The following is a 20,895-nucleotide window of genomic DNA, read 5'->3' as shown; positions in this document are numbered from 1 at the left end:
TGTGGGGTTTCCGGGGCGCCCCTAGTATCGCTGAAACAGCAGATCGAAGGGAGTATCCAAAGCCTTATCTAATTACGCAGAACAATAAGTAACGGACAACCAGAACTTACTTTCCGCCTCGATATTAATTCTGCCGAATAGTGTCGAATTGTCGCTCAAGCGGCCGGTATTCCTATTGCCTGGTTAAATCCTGACTTGTTGTGCCTGCGCCTGAAAATTGGTTCTCACTCGAAAACAAAGAGGATAATGAGTGATGATATTCAATATGCGCGGCATTATTCGTCCGCCTTTTCTCCTATTGCCCCTGAGTTGCCTTGTCAGTCATGCACTGGCAGTCGATTTCCAGATCGGCGAGATCGATGGCCAGCTGGATTCCTCGCTCTCCATCGGCACCAGCATCTCTACCGCCAACCCCGATCCGAAGCAGCTCAATAGCGCCACCGGCGACGACGGCAGGCGCAATTTCCGCTCCGGCGATGCCTTCTCCGGCATCTTCAAAGGCACCCATGATCTGCAGTTGAGCCACGGAGACGTCGGCGTCTTCCTGCGAGGCAGCTACTGGTATGACTACGTCCTGCGGGACCAAGACCAGCGCTTCAAGGATGTCGAGGACAACAACCGCAAGCGTTCGGCGAAGACCGCAGGCACCGAGTTGCTGGACGCCTTCGTCTACTACAACTACGCCATCGCCGATCAACCGGGATCGGCGCGCCTGGGCAAGCAGGTGGTGAACTGGGGCGAAAGCACGTTCATCCAGGGTGGGCTGAACGTGGTCAACCCCTTCAACCTTTCGGCGTTACGCCGTCCGGGCTCGGAAGTGAAGGAAGGCCTGGTTCCGGTCAACATGTTCTACCTGTCGCAGAACCTGACGGATGCGATCTCCGGGGACTTCTTCTACCAGCTGGATTGGGAACAAACCCAGCTGGACAACTGCGGCACCTTCTTCTCCAGCAACGACTTCCTCGCCGATGGCTGCGACGGCCTCGACGTGGGCAACGTGCTCACCGGCAACCCGGCGGCAGTGGCCGGCCTTACCCCGTTCGGCGTCAACCTCACCGATGAGGGCATCCGCATTCCCCGTGCCGGCGATGCGGATGCCCGCAACGGCGGCCAGTGGGGGATGTCCCTGCGCTGGTTCGCCGCCGACCTGGACACCGAGTTCGGCGCCTATATCGCCAACTACCACAGCCGCCTGCCCTACATGGGCACCATCAGCAGCCCCTACTACACCAACACCACCTTCGCCCCGCAGCTGTGTGCCAACCTCGGCGTGCCGCTGGCCAACTGCGGTGCGTTCCTGCGCAGCGCCAACGGCCAGAATCTGGCCGGCGCCCTGCGCCTGGGTACCTCCCACTACCTGGCCCAGTACCCGGAAGATATCCGCCTGTATGGCCTGTCGTTCTCCACCAACCTCAGCACCGGTACCGCGCTGCAGGGCGAGGTCAGCTACCGGCCGAACATGCCGATCCAGCTCAACGGCACAGACGTCATCCAATCGCTGCTGAACAACGCCGCACGCTCGCCCCTGGTGGCCGAAGGCATCCGCCCCGACGCGGACAGCACGCTGTTCAACGGCTACCGGCGCAAGGAAGTCACCCAGGCGCAGGTCACCGCCACCCACTCTTTCGCCCAGGTACTGGGGGCCGATCAACTGGTGGTGGTGGGCGAAGTGGGCGCCACCTGGGTCGGAGGCCTGGAAGGCACCTTCGGGCCGCGCTATGGCCGCAGCGGCACCTATGGCAGCGGCATCCTCGCCAGCGGCGCCTGTGCGGGGATCTCGAAAACGCCGGAGCACTGTAACGACCAGGGCTTTCTCACGCACTTCTCCTGGGGTTACCGGGTACGCACCAACCTGAGCTACCCCAACGCCATCGCCGGTATCGACCTGCGTCCGAACCTCTCCTGGCAGCACGATGTGGACGGCAACGGCCCCGGCGAAGGCTCGGCCTTCAGTGAAGGCTCCAAGGCCATCAGCATCGGCCTCGACGCCTCCCTCAACAACACCTACAGCGCCAGCCTGGCATACACCGACTACATCGACGGCGACTACGGCACCCGTGGCGACCGCGATTACCTGTCCATCAGCCTGGGCGTCAATTTCTAAGTGGAGTCCCTCATGAACAACACCCAAAACCTGGTGCGTGGCGGCGCGCTCTTCTGCACCCTCCTCCTGTCCGGCCAGGTTCTGGCCGCTGTCTCGCCAGAAGAAGCAGCTAAGCTGCAAGGCCCCCTGACCCCGATCGGTGCCGAGCGCGCCGGCAGCGCCGACGGCCGCATCCCGGCCTGGGACGGCGGTTCGCAACCCGGCCAGCCAACGCTGACGGCCAACGGCACGCCGGCCGATCCCTTTGGCGGTGAACAACCGCTGTTCACCATCGATGCGCGCAACTACACCCAGTACCAGGAGCAATTGAGCCCCGGACAGATCGCCCTGCTCAAGCGTTACCCGAACAGCTTCCACCTGCCGGTCTATACCAGCCACCGCTCGGCGGCCGTGCCTGACGCTGTCCGCGAAACGGCTGCGCGCAATGCCACCAGCGCCCGCCTGGTGAACGACGGCAACGGCGTGGAAGGTTTTTCCGGACTGGTCGCCTTCCCCATCCCGCAGAATGGACTGGAGGTGCTCTGGAACCATCTGACCCGCAATCGCAACGCCAGCTTCAGCCTGACCTCCGACAGCGCGGCACCCCAGAAGGACGGCGCCTACACCATCATGACGACCCAGCAGTACTTCACCCGCCGCGACGCGGTGAAGGGCATGGCACCGGACCAGGCGCGCAACATCCTCTACTACTACAGCCACCTGCTTACCGCCCCATCACGCATGGTGGGCGAGGTGGTGCTGGTGCATGAAACCCTCGACCAAGTGGCCGAGCCGCGCCTGTCCTGGGTCTACAGCGCCGGACAGCGGCGGGTACGGCGTGCGCCCAGCATCGCCTATGACACGGCTGGCCCCACCACCGCAGGCCTGCGTACCGCCGATAGCCGAGACATGTTCAACGGTGCGCCGGACCGCTATGACTGGAAACTGGTAGGCAAGAAGACCCTCTACGTGCCCTACAACAGCTACCGACTGGCCTCACCCGACCAGCACTACGACAACCTGCTGCAACCCGGCCACGTCAACCCCAACGCCACCCGCTACGAGCTGCACCGCGTATGGGAGGTGGTTGCCACGCTCAAGCCCGGCATGCGGCACATCTACAGCAAGCGCCACTACTTCATCGACGAAGACACCTGGGCCATCCTCGAGGCCGATCATTACGACAACCGTGGCGAACTCTGGCGCATCGGCGAGGCCCACAGCTACTACCACTTCACCGGGCAGTCGGCGGTCAACGCCATGGAAATCACTTACGACCTGAACAATGGCCGCTACCTGGCCTCCGGCCTGACCAGCGAACAGCGCCATCCCTTCGACTTCAGCTATCAGGCCAGCGCTTCCGACTACTCACCCGGTGCCCTGCGCAGCAAGGGATTGCGCTGAGTGACCCTCCTGCCGCCATCGTGCGCCATGCCGATGGCGGCCCTGCCTGGCCGGAACACCATGCCCACCCCATCCCCCCGAAAGTCGCTCAGCGACACGCTGCTTGGCGGCGACGAACCCGACCCACGCTTCACCCTGGCCAACGAGCGCACCTTCCTGGCCTGGGTCCGCACGGCGCTCGCCCTGATGGGCGGCGGCATCGCCGTGGAAACCTTCGCTGGCCAGGCTTTCGAGCCCTGGCTGCGATTGACCATCACGCTCTGCTTGCTGGCCCTGAGCCTGCTGGTCAGCATCGGCGCCTGCCTGCGCTGGCTGGCCGTGGAACGGGCCCTGCGTCACGGTCGCGCCCTGCCCCTGCCGCTGCTGGTGCCGCTGTTGGCCCTGGGCTGCTGCCTGGCGGCGCTGATCCTGGCCAGCCTGTTCTGGCCCCGCTGAGATGACCACCCGCACCACCGACCCGGGCCTGCAGGCCGAACGCACCGAGCTGGCCTGGCGTCGCACCCAAGTGTCCCTGCTGGTGATCGCCTGCCTCGGGCTACGGGGCCAGCCGCCCCTGCTGATGATGATCGCCCTGGTAACCGCCGGCCTACTGTGGACCTGCCAGGGCGGGCGCTACCGGATCAGCCTGGCCATGCTGCAGGACGAATGCGGTCGCGCGCGGCCGCTCCTGGTTATCGGTACCAGCCTGGCCCTGGTGGCGATGACGCTGGTGGCCCTTCAGGGTGCCTGGCGCTCAGCGCAGCCCACTGCCAACCATGAGCAGACGACAACGATGTCCCCTGGCACACCGGCTACCCCGCACAGGAACACAACACCCCCTGCCCCTCGCCAGTAAGCCTCGCCGGGCCTGGAAGCCCGCTAAGTCGCGCAGGTGACCGCCGGCCTGAACTGCTGTCACAAGAAGGCCCCGGCGCGCAGCAGCCACACTGCGCGACCGGGGCCTTGGCGTGGAATCAGGGCTCCACCAGGTTGAAATTCGGATTGGCCTCGTCCAGACCGCCGAGAAGCTTGAGCAACTTGACGCGCCCGCTCTCGAACGCGATGTCACCCACGGTGGCTTCCTTGAGGAAGCCGGTTTCCTTCAAGGCAATGCGGTCCAGCAGCGTCTTGGTCATGGTCAGGTCCACCTCCGCCTCGGCATGACGCATGCCCTCGCGGTAGGTCAGCACGCCGTTGCGCAGGGTCAGGGCGTAATCCTCGCCCAGGTCGCTGAAGCGCCAGTTGATGCGCAGGTCCTCCCCGGCGGCCTTCATGGCGTCGATGCGCACCGCCAGGTAGTCGAAGAACATGCCCGGCGTCAGGGCGCGGACCATGTCCGGCGCGCCGTTGCGGCCACGGGGCTGCGCCACGCCCTGGCGCAGCTCCTGGGCACCGCTCAGGTAGACGTTGCGCCAGGTGGCGTTCTCGCTCTGGTAGCCCAACTGCTCCAGAGTGTCGGCCTGCAGGTCCCGCGCCGCCTGGTTGCCGGGCTCGGCGAAGACCAGATGGTTGAGTAACTGCGCGGCCCAGCGATACTCCCCAGCCCCGAATGCCTTCCGCGCGCTGGCCAGTACCGCGTCGGCACCCCCCATGGCTTCGACGTAGCGCTTGCCGGCGTTTTCCGGCGGCAAGGGGTCGAGGTTGGCCGGGTTGCCGTCGTAGAAGCCCATGTAGCGCTGGTAGACGGCACGCACGTTGTGGCTGAGGGAGCCGTAGTAGTCGCGGCTGTACCACTTGCTGGCCAGACGTGGCGGCAACGACGACAGTTGCGCGGCGATCTCGGTGGGCGTCAGGCCCTGGTTGATCAGGCGCAGCGTCTGGCTGTCGAGGAAGGCGTACATGTCACGCTGGTCCGCCAGATAGTCACGGATCTCGGCGCCTCCCCAGGTGGGCCAGTGGTGCTGGGCGAAGAGCACATCGGCCTTGTCGCCGTAGCGCACCAGCGCATCGTCCAGGTAGTGCGCCCAGACCTTGGCGTCACGTACCAGTGCGCCCCGCAGGGTCAGCACGTTGTGCTGGGTATGGGTGGCGTTCTCGGCCATGCAAAGGGTGCGGAACTGCGGGAAATAGAGGTTCATCTCCGCCGGCGCCTCAGTGCCGGGGGTGAGCTGGAACTCGATCTCCACCCCGTCGAGGGTGTGCGTCTCCAGGGGCTTGGCGATCAGCTCGGTGGGGGGAATCAGCGTCACCGTGGCATTGCTCGGCGTGCTCTTGCCCAGGCCGGCATCCACCTGGCCCCGCTCGCCCCGTGGCAGCAGGGAACCGTACATGTACTGGGCACGGCGCATCATCGCCGGGCCGGCCAGCACGTTCTCGCTGACAGCGTGCTCGTAAAAGCCCTCCGGCGCGATCACCCGCACCTTGCCAGCCTTTACGTCAGCCTCCTCGATCACCCCGCGAACACCGCCGAAATGGTCGACGTGAGAATGGCTGTAGATCACGGCCACCACCGGTTTGCGCGGGCGATGCCGGTAGTACATCTCCAGGCCGGCACGGGCGGTTTCGGTACTGATCAGCGGGTCGATGAGGATCAGCCCGCTGTCGCCTTCGATGATCGTCATGTTCGACAGGTCCAGCCCGCGCACCTGGTAAACGCGTTCGCGTACCTGGAACAGACCGGCGATGTTGTTCAACTGCGCCATGCGCCAGAGGCTGGGGTTGACGCTGGCCGGGGCATCGCGACCATCCAGGAAGTCATAGGCCTTGCGGCTCCACACGGGCAGCCCTTCGGCATTTTCGACGACACCCTTGAAGGGCTCGAGCAGCCCCCGGCGAGCATTCTCGAAATCAGCCTTGTCGGCGAACGGCAGGCGCTCGAGCCAGTCCTGGTTGAGGGTGCGGGTGAACTCGGTGGCAGGCTTGCCGGCAGCGGGCTGGTCGGCATGGACGCCGCCGGACAGGAAAAGCGCCAGGGCGATGGCGCTGAGGCGGAAGCTGGGCATGTAAAGGCTCGTTCTGGTCTTGTTGGTATGAACGGACACGCGGTCCCTCCGCGACTCTAGGGAGGCCCGCCAACCCACGCCAATATCAGAGGCGCATGCCGGCCATAGCGGGTTGCGATAGTGAACGACGGCCAGGCGCGACCGAGACACTGACGTGCGGCGACCCCGCCTCAGTAGCACGCGCCGGACAACTACCACAAAGTCGCCCTGCTCAACCTGCCGGATGCCCGCGCGGGCCTGGTCAAACAGATGCGCGAACAATGCATCGCCATCGACGGCGGCATGGACGACGCCTACTGAGTTTTATGCTGGACGGCTTGTGCCCGTGCCTGAGCGAAAAGCCTTGCGCGTCTTGCGGGTTGGTGCGCCGGCAGCGAACAGCAGACTCTCCATGGACAAGGCTCTCCAAGATGACGACCTCGCGATCACATCCTTGGAGAAAAGACTATTGGCAGCGTTCAAGCCAACGAGACGCGCATCCCAATGGCCTGCGCATCGACGGAACCTGGTCGTTGTGGGGGACTTGATTGGTAATGGGCTCAGCACTCCCTGGAAACTGCCAAAGACTCAGCAACATCCTGCCGGCTCGCTGACTCGTATCGTCACCGGAAGAGCCACTGACTCATGAGCACGCACGGGCGTTCATTCAGCAGCCGGCCTCCCCTGCCAGGAGAGGCCGGACACGGCGTGATTACTTGAACAGGGCAACCGGACTCCGGCGCAACGTGATGACGTCCCTCTGCAAATTGAGTGTGAGCCCGCCTGCTGTTAAGGGGCGAGTAAGGCGGGGTGTTACGGATGGGTCAAATACTCCAGCCAGCGTTCACCAGCCGGTTGTTCAACAGGTTCGGGTCGATCGGCCGAGGCCTGCGCGCCAAGGTAGCGAGGAGTTGTTCAATAGAATCGTCGAGGCGCTCGCGCAGCTCGACGTCCAGGCGCGCCGGCTGCTCGCCCTCGAGGTAAGCGATCTGCTTGTCCACGGCGAACACGCCGGGCAGCATTTCCTGCGCCTTGAGCGCTGACAGGACTGGTTTGAGTGCGTAGTCCACAGCCAGCAAGTGCGCCAGGCTGCCGCCGGTGGCCAGCGGCAGCACCACCTTGTGTTCCAATGCGCGCTCAGGCAACAGGTCCAACATCACCTTCAGCGCGCCGGTGAGTGACGCCTTGTACACCGGAGTACCGACCACCAGGCCGTCAGCGCTGGCCACCACGGTCTGCAGGTGCTGTACGGCCGCGCTGTCGAAGCGCGCGTGCAGCAGGTCCTCAGCGGGGAAGTCGCGTACCCGCAGCAGCGTGGTTTCCATCTGCCGCGCCTGCAGGCGCTGGCGGACATGCTCCAGCACAACTTCGGTGCGGGATCGCGCCGAAGGGCTGCCGGAAAGCAAGACAAGATGCATGACCACTCCTCAGCGGTTGGGTTGCGGGGTCAGGCGCAGGTAGGGCCGGACTGCCTTGTAGCCGCGCGGGAAGCGCTGGCGGATTTCGTCCTCATCCTTGAGCGAGGGCACGATCACTACGTCGTCGCCGTCCTGCCAGTTGGCCGGAGTGGCGACCTTGTGGTTGTCGGTCAGTTGCAGGGAGTCGATCACCCGCAGGATCTCGTTGAAATTGCGCCCGGTGCTGGCCGGGTAGGTGATGATCAGGCGCACCTTCTTGTTCGGGTCGATGATGAACAGTGAACGCACAGTGAGGGTGTCGTTGGCGTTCGGGTGGATCAGGTCGTAGAGGTCGGACACCTTGCGGTCGGCGTCGGCGATGATCGGGAAATTCACCAGGGTGCCCTGGGTGTCGTTGATGTCATCGATCCAGCGGTGATGGGAATCCACCGGGTCGACCGACAAGGCAATCGCCTTCACGCCACGGGCCGTGAATTCATCCTTGAGCTTGGCGGTGAAGCCGAGTTCGGTGGTGCACACCGGCGTGAAGTCAGCGGGGTGCGAAAACAGCACGCCCCAACTACCGTCCAGCCATTCGTGAAAGCGAATGCGGCCTTCGCTGGAGTCCTGTTCGAAGTCGGGGGCGATGTCGCCGAGGCGGATACTCATGGTGCGGCTCCTGTGTCTGGGTGTCGTTCCGTGGGGCCCACTATGCGTAGCCGCACTTCAAATTAAAAAGAATAAATAATGATTTATTTATGCGCTTTAGACATAACAACACAGACGTGAAAAAGCCTGGAAGGCCCATGGAATGGCACTCTCGGCGGTTTCAGGGTGCTTCATTCGCCAAGGGCTGCAGGTTGTGGCTGAGCTACGCGAAGCCCAACACGCGGATCATCACTGGGCTTTGCTGCGCTCAACGCCAACCTACTTACAACAGCGTCAGGGTGTAGCGGTGGCTCACAGTCGGCTGCTGGACAATCTACGGGATGCTCGACAAGCAAAAACATGAATGAAAGAAAACGACGACCTATCTCTAAGCTAATTCCTAAAAATTATTTATTAGCAGCTTTTTAGATCGTCTAGCTTCTACAAACCGGATCACCGGACCTCTCGTTCAACACTTGAAGTACGCGTGATCCGCCTTCCTACATGGCCGGCACGTGTTCGCATCGAGGCCCGTCATGTCCAAACCGCGTTCTACCCGCACCTCGCTGATCGCCGCATCCCTCGCCCTCGGTCTGCTTGCCGCCCCCATCGTGGGGGCCGCCGAGCAGCTGCGCATCGGCTACCAGAAGTCCTCCACCCTGATCAGCCTGCTGAAGAGCCAGGGCAGCCTGGAAAAGGCACTGGCCGAGCAGGATATCCAGGTCAGTTGGCACGAGTTCCCCAACGGCCAGCCGCTGCTGGAAGCCCTCAACGTCGGTAACATCGACCTATCCGCCGACGTCGCCGACACCGTGCCGGTATTCGCCCAGGCCGCCGGCGCCGACCTCGCCTATTTCGCCCAGGAAGCCCCCTCGCCCAGCGCTCAGGCGATCATCGTGCGGGAGGATTCGCCGATAAAAAGCCTGGCCGATCTCAAGGGCAAGAAAGTTGCCGTGACCAAGGCCGCCGGTGTGCACTACCTGCTAATCGCCGCGCTCGAACAGGCCGGCCTGAAGTTCAGCGACATAGAACCGGCCTACCTGACTCCGGCCGACGGCCGCGCGGCGTTCGAAAACCGCAAGGTGGACGCCTGGGTTACCTGGGAGCCCTTCCTCAGCAGCGCCCAGCAGCAGTTGCCGACGCGCATCCTCGCCGACGGCAACGGCTTGGCCGATTACCAGCGCTACTATCTGACCAGCGCCAGGTTCGCCGAAAACCATCCGCAGGTTCTGCAGACCGTGTTCGCCGAGCTGGTCAGGACCGGCGACTGGCTGCGCGCCAATCCACGCCAGGCAGCCGAAGTGCTCGGCCCGCTGTGGGGCAATCTCGACCCTGCAATCGTCGAGCGGGCCAACGCCAAACGCAGCTATCAGGTGCGCCTGGTACAGCCGCAAAGCCTGATCGAGCAGCAGAAGATCGCCGACACCTTCTTCGGTGCCGGCCTGCTGCCCAGGTCGGTTGATGCTAACCAGGTCAGCATCTGGAGCCCCAAATGAGTGCCGAGGCCCACCTGCATTCGAGCCTGTACGACGAGCCTCTGTTCACCGCCCACCTGTTTCCCAGCGAGTTCGGCAGCCGCACGACCAAGGTGGAGCGCCTGGCCCGGCGCCTGGCCGCCACAGCAGTGGAACGCGACCGAGCCGGTGGCAGCCCGCGTGCCGAGCGCGAGCTGCTGCGCGACAGCGACCTACTAACCCTGGCGGTGCCGCACCAGTACGGCGGCCAAGGCGCGGCCTGGCCGGAGATCTACCGCATCGTGCGCTACCTGGCGGCGGCGGACAGCTCGCTGGCCCACCTGTTCGCCTTCCAGCACCTGCAGGTCGCGACCATTCTGCTGTTCGGAAATCCGGAGCAGCAACGCCACTGGCTGACCAGCACGGTGCAGGAGCGCTGGTTCTGGGGCAACGCCACCAACGGTCGCGATACCGGCCTGACTCTCAGTCCGCGCGAGGAACATTTCGAACTCAATGGCAGCAAGTCGTTCTGCTCGGGGGCACTGGGCGCCGACGCCCTGGTGATCAGCGCACCACGGAGCAGGAACCCCGAGGACCGGGTATTCATCGTCCTGCCCAGCCAACGCGAGGGACTGGCCATTAACCAGGACTGGGACGGTTTCGGCCAGCGCCAGACCGATAGCGGCACGGTGCAGTTCGAGCAGGTGTTCGTCGACAGCAGTGAACTGCTCGGTCCGGTCGGCCCCAGCCCACGCACTACCCTGCGCGCCTGCCTGTCGCAGTTGATCCTCACCCAGATCTACTTGGGTAATGCCCAAGGCGCGCTGGACGCCGCGCTGCGCTACAGCCGCGACCAGAGCCGCCCCTGGCCGGCCTCGGGGGTCGCCCAGGCGAGCGACGACCCCTTCATCCAGCAACGCTACGGCGAGCTATGGCTGCGCTACCGCAGCGCCCTGCCGCTGGCCGAGCAGGCGGCTCAACGCCTGCAGGTCGCTTGGGAAAAACCGGCGCTGACTGCCGCAGAACGCACCGAAGTGGCGCTGGCGATCAGCGAGGCGAAGGTTGTGGCGGTGCGCGCCGCGCTGGACATCACCAGCCAAGTCTTTGATGCCATGGGCGCCCGCGCCACCAGCGCGCGCTTCGGCTTCGACCGCTTCTGGCGCAATGTGCGGGTACACAGCCTGCACGACCCCATCGACTACAAGGTGCGGGACCTCGGCCACTGGTTGCTCAGCGGCCAGGGGCCGATACCGTCGCTGTACGGTTGAAACCGCGCCGCAAACCGTAGCTCACAGATCCGCTATGCATGCCATCGCAGAACGTACCTAGAACATGAGGTTCGCATGACCCGTCCGACTACCCCTGAGGACAACCTTTCCTACCCGGAAACACAGCTGATGTGCGGCGCTACCCCGCTGCTAACCCAACACGATCACGACATCGTGCCAACGCTGTATCCCGCACGTGTGCTTCAAAGCGACTGCCAAGCCTTGCAGGCCGCGCAAGAGCTGGCCAAGGCGGCAGAGAGCGAAGCCGTACTGCGCGACCGTGAACGCAAGCTGCCCTGGGACCTGGTGGAACGCTTCACCGCCAGTGGACTCGGCAGCATCGCCGTGCCCCGCGACTTCGGCGGCCCGCAATTGTCCCATGTGACCATCGCCGAGGTTTTTCGCATCATCTCCGCGGTTGACCCGGCACTGGGACAGATCCCACAGAACCAATTTGGCCTGCTCGGTTTGCTACAGGCCGCCGCCAGCCCCGAGCAACAGCAGCGCCTGTTCGCCAGCGTGCTGGCTGGCTGGCGCATTGGCAACGGCGGTCCAGAACGTGGCAGCAAGCACACCCTGGACATCCAGGCACGCCTGCGTCAGGAAAATGGTCGCTGGCTGTTCAGTGGCGAGAAGTTCTATTCCACCGGCGCCCTGTTCGCTCACTGGATTGCAGCCAAGGCGCTGGACGAACAGGGCCGCCTCTGGCTGGCTTTCATCCAGCGTGGTCGCCCAGGCCTTCGCATCGTCAATGACTGGTCCGGTTTCGGCCAGCGCACCACTGCCAGCGGCACCGTGCTGCTCAACGAGGTGGAGGTCGACGAGAACAACCTCATCCCACTTTGGACGCTGGCTGACAAACCCAGCATCCAGGGCGCCTTTTCACAACTCATCCAGGCCGCCATTGACCTGGGCATCGCCGATGGCGCGCTACGTGACACCATGGACTTCGTGCGCCACAAGGCACGCCCCTGGATCGACGCCAAGGTGGACCAGGCCGGTGACGACCCTTACGTGATCGCCGACATCGGGCGCCTGCAGGTCGAACTGCACGCCGCCGAAGCGCTGCTGCACAGGGCCGGGCGGGTGCTTGACGAAGTGGCCGCCGCGCCTATCGATGCCGATGCTGCCACTCGGGCGTCTATTGCCGTGGCCGAAGCCAAGGTGCTGAGCACCGAGCTCAGCCTGCAGGCCAGTGAAAAACTGCTGGAGTTGGCCGGCAGCCGCGCCACCCTCGCCGAGTTCGGCCTCGACCGCCATTGGCGCAACGCCCGCACCCATACCCTGCATGACCCGGTGCGCTGGAAGTACCACGCCGTCGGTGCCTGGCACCTCAACCATCGCCACCCTGCCCGTCATTCCTGGATCTGAGCCATGAACGCACCTTTGACTTCCACGGCGACGCTGATTCGCAGCGACGCCGAAGCCCTGGACGTGGCCGCAGCCCTGGCCCGAGTACTGAGCCCCGGCTCCGCCGAGCGCGATCGTGAACGGCGTCTGCCGCATACCGAACTGGAGCTGTTCAGCCACTCCGGCCTGTGGGGCATCAGCGTACCGAAATCCTTTGGCGGCGCCGGTGTTTCCAATGTCACCCTGGCCCGGGTAATCGCCCGCATCGCCCAAGCCGATGCGTCGCTGGGGCAGATTCCGCAGAACCACTTCTATGCATTGGAAGTGCTGCGGGTCAACGGCAACGCCGAGCAGCAGCGTCGCCTCTACGGCGAAGTTCTGGCCGGGCGCCGCTTCGGCAATGCCCTGGCCGAACTCGGCACCAAGACCGCACTGGATCGCAACACCCGCCTGAGTCGAGACGGCGCGCACTACCGCGTCAACGGGCGCAAGTTTTACGCCACCGGAGCTCTTTACGCCCAGCGCATTCCCACGCTTGCCGTAGACGACGAAGGTCGTGGACAACTGGCCTTCATCCCGCGCCAGACGCCCGGCCTGCAGGTGATCGACGACTGGAGCGGCTTTGGCCAGCGCACCACCGGTAGCGGATCGGTGACTCTCGACAACGTGCCGGTAGCCGCTGAGGATGTGGTGCCCTTCCAGAGTGCCTTCGACCGCCCGACCACCGTTGGCCCACTGGCACAACTGCTGCACGCTGCTATCGACACAGGTATTGCCCGCGCAGCCTACGAGGACCTGCTGAACTTCGTGCGCCAAAAGTCGCGCCCCTGGATCGACGCCGGCATCGACAAGGCCAGCGACGATCCGCTGACTCAGCAGGAAGTCGGTCGCCTGGTGATCCGCCTGCACGCCACCGAGGCGCTGCTGGAACGTGCCGGTGATTTCGTCGACCACGCCCAAGCCGAGCCCAATGCGCAGAGTGTGGCGGCTGCCTCGATCGCCGTGGCCGAGGCCCGTGCAATCAGCACGGAAGTGTCGCTGCTGGTATCCAGCAAACTACTGGAACTGTCCGGCAGTCGCGCCACCCTCGCCGAGTACGGCCTCGACCGCCACTGGCGCAACGCCCGCACCCACACCCTGCACGACCCAGTCCGTTGGAAATATCACGCAATCGGCGACTACAGCCTCAACGAGCGCCTGCCGCCGCGCCGGGGGACGATCTGATGGCCGCCCGGCAGATACTTCTCAACGCCTTCAACATGAACTGCGTGGGGCACATCCACCACGGCCTGTGGACGCATCCGCGCGATGAGTCGGTGAACTTCAACCAGTTGAGCTACTGGACCGACCTGGCTCAACTGCTCGAGCGCGGGTTGTTCGACGGGCTGTTTATCGCCGACATCCTCGGGGTCTACGACGTCTACCAGAACGGCATCGACCTGCCCTTGCAGGAGGCCATCCAGTTGCCGGTCAACGACCCTTTGCTGCTGGTTTCCGCCATGGCCGGGGCCACTCGCCACCTCGGGTTCGGCTTGACCGCCAACCTGACCTACGAGGCGCCATACATCTTCGCCCGGCGCCTCTCCACCCTCGATCACCTGACCCAGGGCCGAGTCGGCTGGAACATCGTCACCGGCTATCTCGACAGCGCGGCGAAAGCCATGGGTCTGCGTCAGCAGGTCGAGCACGACCGCCGCTACGACCAGGCCGACGAGTACCTGGAAGTGCTCTACAAATTGCTCGAAGGCAGTTGGCAGGACGACGCCGTGCTCGCCGACCGCGAGCGGCGCCTTTACGCGCAACCGGGCAAGGTGCACAAGGTGCTGCACCAGGGTGAGTTTTACCAGGTAGAGGGCTATCACCTGTGCCAGCCGTCACCACAGCGCACACCGCTGCTGTTTCAGGCTGGCTCGTCGGCACGTGGCCTGCGTTTCGCCGGGCAGCATGCCGAGTGCGTGTTCATCGGCGGCAACAGCCACGAGGCGGTACGTGCCCAAGTCGACAACGTGCGCGCCAGCACTGTAGCGGCAGGGCGTGAAGCCGACTCGATTAAGGTGTTCATGGGCATCAGCGTGATCGTCGCGCCCACCGAGGCGGAAGCTCGCGACAAGCACGCCGAGTACTTGCGCTATGCCAGCCCGGAGGCCGGCATCGCGCATTTCTCCAGCTCCACCGGAATCGACCTGGCCACCTTCGGCCTCGACGAGCCGATCCATGCGCAGAAGACCAACGCCATCGAATCGGTGGTCAAGACCTTCAGAGGTTGGACCAAGCGTCACCTGCTGGAACAGCACGCCCTCGGCGGCCGCTACACGCTGGTGGTCGGCTCGCCCGGCCAGGTGGCCGAACAACTGATCGCCTGGATCGACGCCACCGGCCTGGACGGCTTCAACCTGACCCGTATCGTCACCCCGGAAAGCTACGCCGCCTTCATCGACCTGGTGATTCCCGAGCTGCAAAGCCGTGGCCGCTACAAGACCGCCTACGCAGACGGTGCCCTTCGCCACAAGCTGTTCGGCCACGGTCCGCGCCTGCCAGCCAATCACCCCGGTGCCAACTGGCGCGACCCCCAGCGCATGCATCGGGATAAAGCCATCCGCCACGATCTGCATGGCTTCAGCACTGCCGCGTTGAGCCTGCTCTGACCCACAACAAGGACGCCCATAATGCTCAAGACCCTGAAATCCCTGACCCTCGGTACCCTGCTCGCTACCAGTACGCTGGCCCAGGCCGACCCCGTCCTCAAGCTGGGCACCACCGCCGCCTTCGCCCCACCGCTGGAAGTGGCCGTGGCCGAAGCGGAAAAGCAGGGGTTAGATGTGGAGCTGATCGAGTTCACCGACTGGATCGCCCCCAACGTCAGCCTGGCCAACGGCGACATCGACGTGAACTACTTCCAGCACATCCCCTTCCTTGAAAATGCCAAGAAGGAAGGCGGCTACGACCTGGTGCCGGTGGCGCGCGGCGTGCTCAACAACGTCGGTCTGTACTCGAAAACTTACAAGGACTTCGCCAGTCTGCCGGACGGCGCCACCGTGGCCATCGCCAACGATCCGGTTAACGGCGGGCGCGGCCTGCAACTGCTGCGCAAGGCCGGGCTGATCGAGCTCAAGCCGGACGTAGGCTACAAAGCCACCCGCGAGGACATCACCGCCAACCCGAAGAACATCCGCATCATCGAACTGGAGGCCGTGCAACTGGTGCGCGCCTACGAAGAAGTCGACGTAGTGCAGGGTTATCCCGCCTACATCCGCCTTGCCAACACCTTCGATCCAGCCTCCGCGCTGCTATTCGACGGCCTGGACAACCCCGAGTACATCATCCAGTTCGTCGCTCAGCCCCAGAAGGCCAAGGACACCCGCCTGCTCAAGTTCATCGACATCTACCAGCACTCGCCGGCCGTTCGCGCTGCCCTGGACAAGGCCCACGGCAAGCTCTACCAGCCGGGCTGGGAAAGCTGACATGAGCGGTTTCGACCCCCATCTGCAACAGGCCGTCCAGGCCAGCCAGGATGTCGACGTGCACCTGCGCTTCGACCGCCTGGCCAAGACCTACGAAGGCGCCCAGGGACCCGTACAGGCCCTGCGCGACATCGACCTCTCGATCCATCGCGGCGAGGTATTCGGCATCATCGGTCGCAGCGGCGCGGGAAAGTCCTCGCTGTTGCGCAGCATCAATCGCCTGGAGCAACCCAGCAGCGGTCGAGTGCTGATCGATGGCATCGACATCGCCCTCTACAGCGAAGATCAGTTGGTAGCGTTGCGCCGCCGCATCGGCATGATCTTTCAGCACTTCAACCTGATGTCGGCCAAGACCGTGTGGCAGAACGTCGAGCTGCCACTCAAGGTAGCCGGCGTGCCGCGCGAAGCGCGCCAGCGCAAAGTGCGCGAGTTGCTCGAACTGGTCGGCCTGCAGGACAAACACAAGGCCTACCCTGCGCAACTCTCCGGCGGGCAGAAACAGCGCGTAGGCATCGCCCGCGCGCTGGTGCATGACCCGCAGATTCTGCTGTGCGACGAAGCCACCAGCGCGTTGGACCCGGAGACCACCCAGGCCATCCTCGGCCTGCTGCGCGAGATCAACCAACGCTTGGACCTGACCGTGGTGCTGATCACTCACGAGATGGCGGTGATCCGCGAAATCTGCGACCGCGTGGTGGTGCTGGAACAAGGCGAAGTGGTTGAGCAAGGGCCGGTCTGGCGCGTATTCGGCACGCCCCGCCATGAGGTCACACGCACCCTTCTCGCCCCACTGCAGCACACCCTGCCAGCGCGCATCGAGCAGCGCCTGCGCAGCGAACGCCTCGACGCCGGGGACGAACTGGCACTGCGCCTGCACTTCGCCGGCAACGGCCTGGAACCGGATCTGCCGGCCCTGAGCGCGGCATTGGGCGGTCGCGTCACGCTGCTCGACGCCAGCCTCGAACACATCCAGGGCCACGCCGTCGGCCATCTGATCCTCGCAGTCCGCGAATCGCCCTTCGCTCACGACACGCTGATCGACAACGCCCGGCAACTGGCCGATCACCTGGAGGTACTGGGTTATGCCGCTACTGCTTGAGCGTCTTTGGCAAGGTCTGCTGGACACCCTGCTGATGGTCGGCACGTCATCGCTGATCGCCCTGCTTGCAGGCATCCCCCTGGCGGTCTTCCTGGTAACCAGTAGCAAGGGCGGCCTGTTCGAGGCGCCTCGGCTCAACCAGGTGCTGGGCGCGATTGTCAACATGTTCCGTTCGATTCCATTCCTGATCCTGATGGTGGCGCTGATCCCCTTCACCCGCCTGATCGTCGGCACCACCTATGGCGTAGGGGCCGCCGTGGTGCCGCTGACCATCGCGGCCACGCCGTTCTTCGCGCGCATCGCCGAGGTCAGCCTGCGCGAGGTGGACCACGGTCTGATCGAAGCTGCCCAGGCCATGGGCTGCAGGCGCTGGCACATCGTCTGGCACGTGCTGCTGCCGGAGTCCCTGCCGGGCATCGTCGGTGGATTCACCATCACCCTGGTGACGATGATCAACTCCTCCGCCATGGCCGGTGCCATCGGAGCTGGCGGCCTGGGCGACCTGGCCTACCGCTACGGCTACCAGCGCTTCGACAGCCAGGTGATGCTGACCGTGATCGTCGCCCTGGTCGTACTGGTCAGCCTCATTCAATTCAGTGGTGATCGATTGGCCAAGTGCCTCAATCACCGCGCCTGATTCCTCACCCCACTCAAAACACGCATCGGAGATGCAATGAAAAAACGCAATCTGCTTAGCCTGGGTCTCGCCCTGATCACGACCTGCTCCAGTGCCCTTGCCGGCCCCGTCCTCGATCGCGTCCAGCAGCGCGGCGAGGTGGTCGGTGTACTGATGGAAAACTACCCGCCCTTTTCCTTCCTCAATGAACAGAACCAGCTCGACGGCTTCGACGTGGATATCGCCAAAGCCGTGGCCGAACGCCTTGGCGTCAACCTGCGCCTGGAAACACCCTCCTGGGACGTAATCGCCGCCGGCCGCTGGAGTGGCCGTTATGACGTCTGCATCTGCTCCATGACCCCGAGCCAGGCGCGTGCCGAAGTTTTCAATTTCCCGCTCAACTACTACGCCTCGCCGGCGGTCATCGTGGTCAACGCCAAGGATGAACGTATCCAGAAGGGTCAGGATCTGAACGGCAAGAAGGTAGGCGTGATCACCGCCTCCACCTACGAGAGCTACCTGCGCAAGGATCTGGTCATCGACGGAGCCGAAGACCAGAAGATCGATTACCCCTTCGAGCAGGTGCAGATCGCTCCCTATGACAACGAGACCATAGCCTTCCAGGACCTCGCCATCGGCGCGGGCGTGCGCCTGGACGCCATGGTCACCAACCTGGTGACCGCCAAGGAGCGCATCGCCGCCGATCCGCGCTTCAAGGTTACCGGCGAGGTGCTGTATGGCGAGCCCAATGCCGTGGCAACCGAGAAAGGTGACCCGCAGTGGGACGCCAAGCTGGTGGAGATATTTGCGGCGCTGAAGCAGGACGGCACCCTGGCGAAGATCTCGCAGAAATGGATCGGCGCCGATATCAGCCAATGACCGTCTTTCCCCAACCTCCACGCCCGCCGCGCCTCGCGGCCGGCATTTTGCCTGCTCTGCCACGCCTCTTCAGCTTTCGCGTACGCCTCTACCTGACTTGGGCGGCCTTGCTGGCGCTGTGCGTCACCTTCTTCCTGACCTTCGATCTGAAGTTCTCGGTGATCGTCGACAAGTGGCCGAACCTGGTAGGCATCCGCCTGGGGCCGAATGGCTTTCTGCAGGGCGCGGCGCTGACGTTTTTTCTCAGCCTATGTTCGATCATCGTCTCGGTGCTGCTCGGTTTTCTCGCCGCCCTCGCACGCCTGTCGTCCAGCGCCGTGGCCTTCGGCATCGCCACCTTCTACGCCTCGTTCTTCCGTGGCACGCCCCTGCTGATCCAGATCCTGCTTATCTACCTGGGCCTGCCGCAGTTGGGCCTGGTACCCGGAGCGATCACCGCCGGCATCCTCGCCCTGTCGCTGAACTACGGTGCCTACCTGAGCGAGATCTTCCGTGCCGGCATACTCGGCGTAGCCAGGGGGCAGCGTGAGGCTGCCCTGGCGCTGGGCATGCGGCGCAGCGTGATCTTCTGGCGCATCGTCCTGCCGCAGGCCATGCGCACCATCCTGCCGCCCACCACCAACCAGTTCATCTCCATGCTCAAGGACTCGTCGTTGGTCTCGGTGATGGGCGTGTGGGAAATCATGTTCCTCGCCCAGTCCTACGGCCGCTCCTCCTATCGCTACATCGAGCTATTAACCACCGCAGCCGTCATCTACTGGCTGCTGTCGATCGGTCTGGAACTGATACAGGCGCGCCTGGAGCGGCACTACGGCAGAGGATTCCAGGAACGGCGCTAGCCGTCATGCACCGGCCTTCCCCCTCTGACGCCGGCAGTGCTGCCGGCCAGACTTTGAACCCGCCAAACGAGAATCACCATGTCCGATCCCACTCCCCTGCTTTTCGGCCTCTACGAACAAGCCAGCGTCGGCTGCGGCGGCGCGCCAAGCCTGTGGACGCACCCGGCCGATGAACGCCTGGGCATCAACACCCTGAAGTTCTGGTCGAACCAGGCACGCATCGCCGAGCAGGCCAACCTTGGTCTGTTCTTCTTCGCCGACGTACTGGGCTTGTACGACGTCTACGGCGGCAATCATGACGCGGCACTGAGATGGGCCGTGGAAGCGCCTGCCAACGACCCGTTGCTGCATATCCCGGCGCTGGCCGCCATCACCGAACACCTGGCCTTCGGCGCAACGGTCAGCACCACCTACGAGCACCCGTTTAGCCACGCACGGCGTTTCAGCACGCTGGATCACCTGACTGGCGGGCGTATTGGCTGGAATATCGTCACTTCGTACCTCACCAGTGCCGCGCGCAACTTCGGCCTGGAGCAGATGATCCGCCACGACGATCGCTACGAGCGCGCCGAGGAATTCATGGACGTGGTCTACAAGCTCTGGGAAGGCAGTTGGGCCGACGATGCCGTGGTCGCCGACAAGGCTGGCCCGCGCTTCGCCCGCGGCGAACGGATACGTCTTATCGACCATGAAGGCGAGTACTATCGCGTCGCTGGCCCACACCTGACAGCGCCCTCGCCCCAGCGCAGCCCGCTGCTGATCCAGGCCGGATGGTCGGGCCGGGGGCGGCAGTTCGCCGCCAAGCATGCCGAGCTAATCTTCACCGCCAAATCCGACCCACTGGAGATCCGAGCCGGACTCGAAGACATCGCCCGCCAGGCATTAGCCAACGGTCGCGCCGCCGATGACGTGAAATCCCTTACCGTGCTGCGGATCGTCACCGCACCGACCGCCATCGAAGCGCAGCGGAAGTACGACGAGTTGCAAAGCAACTACCACCTGCAGGCTCAACTGGTCAGCTATGCAGGTGACACCGGCATCGACATCGATCGCTATGCCGACAATGAACCGCTAACCACCCACACCGAAGGCATGACCTCCTATGTGATGCGCCCCGATGGCAGCGGCAAGCCCCTGACCGCTGGCGACGTGCGCCAGCGCTTCACCCGGCTCACCCGCGGCACCGACCTGATTCTGGTCGGCACACCTGCCCAGGTGGCGGAACGGATCGAAGAGCACGCGCGGATTTCCGGCACCACCGGCTATATGCTCAACCCGCTGATCAGCCCCGGTACCCTGAACGACTTCGCCGAACTGATCGTGCCGGAACTGCAAAAACGCGGTCTTTATCGCACCCAGCCACAAACCGGCACACTGCGTTCACGGTTGCGCGCCGATGGCATCAGTCGGTTGCCGGCGAACGCCTACGGAGCGCGTTTCAGGCAGGATAGCGGCACGAGCGAGCCATGAAGTTCGCGACGGCCGGTGCGCCACCCT

At 64.1% G+C, this 20,895-nt stretch carries 18 protein-coding genes; 15 read left to right on the top strand and 3 right to left on the bottom strand.

The genetic code is table 11. The annotated features are described in order from the left end of the window. Positions 1–253 precede the first annotated feature (253 nt). Genes AAHM40_RS18530 through AAHM40_RS18515 form a run of 4 tightly spaced genes read left to right on the top strand, consistent with a single transcriptional unit; the run spans position 254 to position 4,322 of the window. A complete protein-coding gene (locus AAHM40_RS18530) occupies positions 254–2,104 on the top strand; it encodes a DUF1302 domain-containing protein (RefSeq protein ID WP_342245972.1) in 1,851 nt (616 codons plus the stop codon). 12 nt (positions 2,105–2,116) lie between these two features. Continuing rightward, complete coding sequence (locus tag AAHM40_RS18525; protein ID WP_342245941.1) at positions 2,117–3,487, top strand: DUF1329 domain-containing protein; 1,371 nt, start codon at positions 2,117–2,119, stop codon at positions 3,485–3,487. A gap of 60 nt (positions 3,488–3,547) precedes the next feature. Continuing rightward, the gene (locus AAHM40_RS18520) at positions 3,548–3,922 is read left to right on the top strand and encodes a YidH family protein (RefSeq protein ID WP_342245940.1); all 375 of its coding nucleotides are present in this window, start codon (positions 3,548–3,550) and stop codon (positions 3,920–3,922) included. A 1-nt stretch (position 3,923) separates the two neighbouring features. Then, positions 3,924–4,322 carry a DUF202 domain-containing protein gene (locus AAHM40_RS18515; RefSeq protein WP_342245939.1) on the top strand — a complete coding sequence of 133 codons (399 nt, stop codon included), beginning with the start codon at positions 3,924–3,926 and terminating at the stop codon, positions 4,320–4,322. Between the two features lie 118 nt (positions 4,323–4,440). Here AAHM40_RS18515 and AAHM40_RS18510 read toward each other — a convergent pair whose 3' ends face one another. The 3 genes from AAHM40_RS18510 to AAHM40_RS18500 form a co-directional block, all read right to left on the bottom strand. Then, on the bottom strand, positions 4,441–6,408 hold the full coding sequence (locus tag AAHM40_RS18510) for an alkyl/aryl-sulfatase (RefSeq protein WP_342245938.1): 1,968 nt from the start codon (positions 6,406–6,408) through the stop codon (positions 4,441–4,443). 803 nt (positions 6,409–7,211) lie between these two features. Continuing rightward, positions 7,212–7,805 (bottom strand): NADPH-dependent FMN reductase, encoded by a 594-nt coding sequence (ssuE, locus tag AAHM40_RS18505; RefSeq protein ID WP_342245937.1) that lies wholly within the window; start codon positions 7,803–7,805, stop codon positions 7,212–7,214. Positions 7,806–7,814: 9 nt separating this feature from the next. Beyond that, positions 7,815–8,453: a peroxiredoxin gene (locus tag AAHM40_RS18500; RefSeq protein WP_342245936.1), complete on the bottom strand. Its 639-nt coding sequence runs from the start codon at positions 8,451–8,453 to the stop codon at positions 7,815–7,817. A 515-nt stretch (positions 8,454–8,968) separates the two neighbouring features. Between AAHM40_RS18500 and AAHM40_RS18495 the strand changes: the two genes are divergently transcribed. The 11 genes from AAHM40_RS18495 to AAHM40_RS18445 all read left to right on the top strand — a co-directional run bounded on the left by AAHM40_RS18495 (position 8,969) and on the right by AAHM40_RS18445 (position 20,868). Further along, entirely contained in the window at positions 8,969–9,928 is a 960-nt protein-coding gene (locus AAHM40_RS18495) for an aliphatic sulfonate ABC transporter substrate-binding protein (RefSeq protein ID WP_342245935.1), read from the top strand. Further along, a complete protein-coding gene (locus AAHM40_RS18490; protein WP_342245934.1) occupies positions 9,925–11,154 on the top strand; it encodes an acyl-CoA dehydrogenase family protein in 1,230 nt (409 codons plus the stop codon). The genes AAHM40_RS18495 and AAHM40_RS18490 overlap by 4 nt, the downstream gene beginning before the upstream one ends. Positions 11,155–11,283: 129 nt before the next feature. Continuing rightward, positions 11,284–12,525: an SfnB family sulfur acquisition oxidoreductase gene (locus tag AAHM40_RS18485; protein ID WP_342245971.1), complete on the top strand. Its 1,242-nt coding sequence runs from the start codon at positions 11,284–11,286 to the stop codon at positions 12,523–12,525. Positions 12,526–12,528: 3 nt separating this feature from the next. Next, positions 12,529–13,728: an SfnB family sulfur acquisition oxidoreductase gene (locus AAHM40_RS18480; protein WP_342245933.1), complete on the top strand. Its 1,200-nt coding sequence runs from the start codon at positions 12,529–12,531 to the stop codon at positions 13,726–13,728. Then, positions 13,728–15,149, top strand: coding sequence for an LLM class flavin-dependent oxidoreductase (locus AAHM40_RS18475; protein ID WP_342245932.1), 1,422 nt, complete (start codon positions 13,728–13,730; stop codon positions 15,147–15,149). Before AAHM40_RS18480 ends, AAHM40_RS18475 begins: the two co-directional genes overlap by 1 nt. A 21-nt stretch (positions 15,150–15,170) precedes the next feature. Continuing rightward, positions 15,171–15,965 carry a MetQ/NlpA family ABC transporter substrate-binding protein gene (locus tag AAHM40_RS18470; RefSeq protein ID WP_342245931.1) on the top strand — a complete coding sequence of 265 codons (795 nt, stop codon included), beginning with the start codon at positions 15,171–15,173 and terminating at the stop codon, positions 15,963–15,965. Between the two features lies 1 nt (position 15,966). Beyond that, positions 15,967–17,064: a methionine ABC transporter ATP-binding protein gene (locus AAHM40_RS18465; RefSeq protein WP_446731593.1), complete on the top strand. Its 1,098-nt coding sequence runs from the start codon at positions 15,967–15,969 to the stop codon at positions 17,062–17,064. Next, on the top strand, positions 17,048–17,701 hold the full coding sequence (locus AAHM40_RS18460) for a methionine ABC transporter permease (protein ID WP_342245930.1): 654 nt from the start codon (positions 17,048–17,050) through the stop codon (positions 17,699–17,701). The genes AAHM40_RS18465 and AAHM40_RS18460 overlap by 17 nt, the downstream gene beginning before the upstream one ends. 36 nt (positions 17,702–17,737) lie before the next feature. After that, positions 17,738–18,559, top strand: a complete 822-nt coding sequence (locus tag AAHM40_RS18455; RefSeq protein WP_342245929.1) for a transporter substrate-binding domain-containing protein — start codon at positions 17,738–17,740, stop codon at positions 18,557–18,559. Then, positions 18,556–19,398, top strand: coding sequence for an amino acid ABC transporter permease (locus AAHM40_RS18450; protein ID WP_342245928.1), 843 nt, complete (start codon positions 18,556–18,558; stop codon positions 19,396–19,398). The genes AAHM40_RS18455 and AAHM40_RS18450 overlap by 4 nt, the downstream gene beginning before the upstream one ends. Before the next feature lie 78 nt (positions 19,399–19,476). Next, positions 19,477–20,868 carry an LLM class flavin-dependent oxidoreductase gene (locus tag AAHM40_RS18445; protein WP_342245927.1) on the top strand — a complete coding sequence of 464 codons (1,392 nt, stop codon included), beginning with the start codon at positions 19,477–19,479 and terminating at the stop codon, positions 20,866–20,868. Positions 20,869–20,895 lie beyond the last annotated feature (27 nt).

It is taken from the genome of Pseudomonas sp. OTU5201, assembly GCF_038440135.1.
GTDB lineage: Bacteria > Pseudomonadota > Gammaproteobacteria > Pseudomonadales > Pseudomonadaceae > Metapseudomonas > Metapseudomonas resinovorans.
This window is presented reverse-complemented; position numbering and strand designations above follow the sequence as displayed.